This is a genomic window from Ensifer sp. ZNC0028, from assembly GCF_000799055.1.
GTDB lineage: Bacteria > Pseudomonadota > Alphaproteobacteria > Rhizobiales > Rhizobiaceae > Ensifer.
Genome location: NZ_JTLA01000139.1, coordinates 1 through 2,500, shown reverse-complemented (window position 1 = coordinate 2,500; position 2,500 = coordinate 1). Strand labels below are relative to the sequence as shown.

Here is a 2,500-nt window from a genome sequence, read left to right as displayed (position 1 = left end):
CCTGAAACCGGATGCCTACAAACAGTTGGAGCCCGCAAGGGTGACAGCGTACCTTTTGTATAATGGGTCAACGACTTAGTGTGACGAGCAAGCTTAAGCCGATAGGTGAAGGCGCAGCGAAAGCGAGTCTGAACAGGGCGTTCAGTTCGTCGCATTAGACCCGAAACCGAGTGATCTAGCCATGAGCAGGTTGAAGGTTGGGTAACACCAACTGGAGGACCGAACCCGCATCTGTTGCAATAGATTGGGATGACTTGTGGTTAGGGGTGAAAGGCCAATCAAACTCGGAAATAGCTGGTTCTCCGCGAAATCTATTTAGGTAGAGCGTCGACCGAATACCCTCGGGGGTAGAGCACTGGATGGGCTATGGGGACTCACCGTCTTACTGATCCTAACCAAACTCCGAATACCGAGGAGTACTAGTCGGCAGACACACGGCGGGTGCTAACGTCCGTCGTGAAAAGGGCAACAACCCTGACCTCCAGCTAAGGTCCCCAAGTCATGGCTAAGTGGGAAAGGATGTGAGGATCCCAAAACAACCAGGATGTTGGCTTAGAAGCAGCCATCATTTAAAGAAAGCGTAACAGCTCACTGGTCTAAATAAGGGTCTTTGCGCCGAAAATGTAACGGGGCTAAAGCCATGCACCGAAGCTGAGGATGTGCAGCAATGCACGTGGTAGCGGAGCGTTCCGTAAGCCTGTGAAGGGATACCCGTGAGGGGTCCTGGAGGTATCGGAAGTGCGAATGTTGACATGAGTAACGATAAAGAGGGTGAGAGACCCTCTCGCCGAAAGACCAAGGGTTCCTGCTTAAAGTTAATCTGAGCAGGGTTAGCCGGCCCCTAAGACGAGGCGGACACGCGTAGTCGATGGGAACCACGTTAATATTCGTGGGCCTGGTGGTAGTGACGGATTGCTTAACTTGTTCAGACTTATTGGATTGTCTGGGCGGGGACGCGGTTCCAGGAAATAGCTCCACCGTATAGACCGTACCCGAAACCGACACAGGTGGTCAGGTAGAGTATACCAAGGCGCTTGAGAGAACTATGCTGAAGGAACTCGGCAAATTGCACGCGTAACTTCGGAAGAAGCGTGACCCCAATGGACGCAAGTCTTTTGGGGTGGCACAGACCAGGGGGTAGCGACTGTTTATCAAAAACACAGGGCTCTGCGAAGTCGCAAGACGACGTATAGGGTCTGACGCCTGCCCGGTGCTGGAAGGTTAAGAGGAGGGGTGCAAGCTCTGAATCGAAGCCCCAGTAAACGGCGGCCGTAACTATAACGGTCCTAAGGTAGCGAAATTCCTTGTCGGGTAAGTTCCGACCTGCACGAATGGCGTAACGACTTCCCCGCTGTCTCCAGCATAGACTCAGTGAAATTGAATTCCCCGTGAAGATGCGGGGTTCCTGCGGTCAGACGGAAAGACCCCGTGCACCTTTACTATAGCTTTACACTGGCATTCGTGTCGGCATGTGTAGGATAGGTGGTAGGCTTTGAAGCAGGGACGCCAGTTCTTGTGGAGCCATCCTTGAAATACCACCCTTATCGTCATGGATGTCTAACCGCGGTCCGTTATCCGGATCCGGGACAGTGTATGGTGGGTAGTTTGACTGGGGCGGTCGCCTCCGAAAGAGTAACGGAGGCGCGCGATGGTGGGCTCAGACCGGTCGGAAATCGGTCGTCGAGTGCAATGGCATAAGCCCGCCTGACTGCGAGACTGACAAGTCGAGCAGAGACGAAAGTCGGTCATAGTGATCCGGTGGTCCCGCGTGGAAGGGCCATCGCTCAACGGATAAAAGGTACGCCGGGGATAACAGGCTGATGACCCCCAAGAGTCCATATCGACGGGGTTGTTTGGCACCTCGATGTCGGCTCATCGCATCCTGGGGCTGGAGCAGGTCCCAAGGGTTTGGCTGTTCGCCAATTAAAGCGGTACGTGAGCTGGGTTCAGAACGTCGTGAGACAGTTCGGTCCCTATCTGCCGTGGGTGTAGGAATATTGACAGGATCTGTCCCTAGTACGAGAGGACCGGGATGGACATATCTCTGGTGGACCTGTTGTCCTGCCAAGGGCATAGCAGGGTAGCTATATATGGAATGGATAACCGCTGAAGGCATCTAAGCGGGAAACCAACCTGAAAACGAGTATTCCCTTGAGAACCGTGGAAGACGACCACGTTGATAGGCTGGGTGTGGAAGTGCGGCAACGCATGAAGCTTACCAGTACTAATCGTTCGATTGGCTTGATCGTTCCCATTGCTCATGCTCATCACATGATGAGCTAAAAGACGTGTTCAAAACAAAACGAGTTGGCTCGACCAACTCACCAGCTTCTCAATCCGGTTTGCGTCCGCTAGACGCAAATCTTGCGCTTTGCCGACCTGGTGGTTCTGGCGGGGTGGCTGCACCCGTTCCCATTCCGAACACGGCCGTGAAACGCCCCAGCGCCGATGGTACTTCGTCTTAAGACGCGGGAGAGTAGGTCGCTGCCAGGTCTGCAAA

The 2,500-nt window shown here is 53.9% G+C and carries 2 rRNA genes (1 of these 2 cut by a window edge); both read left to right on the top strand.

Annotation, left to right across the window (positions count from 1 at the left end):
* Nucleotides 1-2,249: ribosomal RNA gene (locus L981_RS29075) — 23S ribosomal RNA — on the top strand; it begins 547 nt to the left of the window's first position.
* Between the two features lie 129 nt (nt 2,250-2,378).
* Nucleotides 2,379-2,493 (top strand): 5S ribosomal RNA (rrf, locus tag L981_RS29070).
* Nucleotides 2,494-2,500 lie beyond the last annotated feature (7 nt).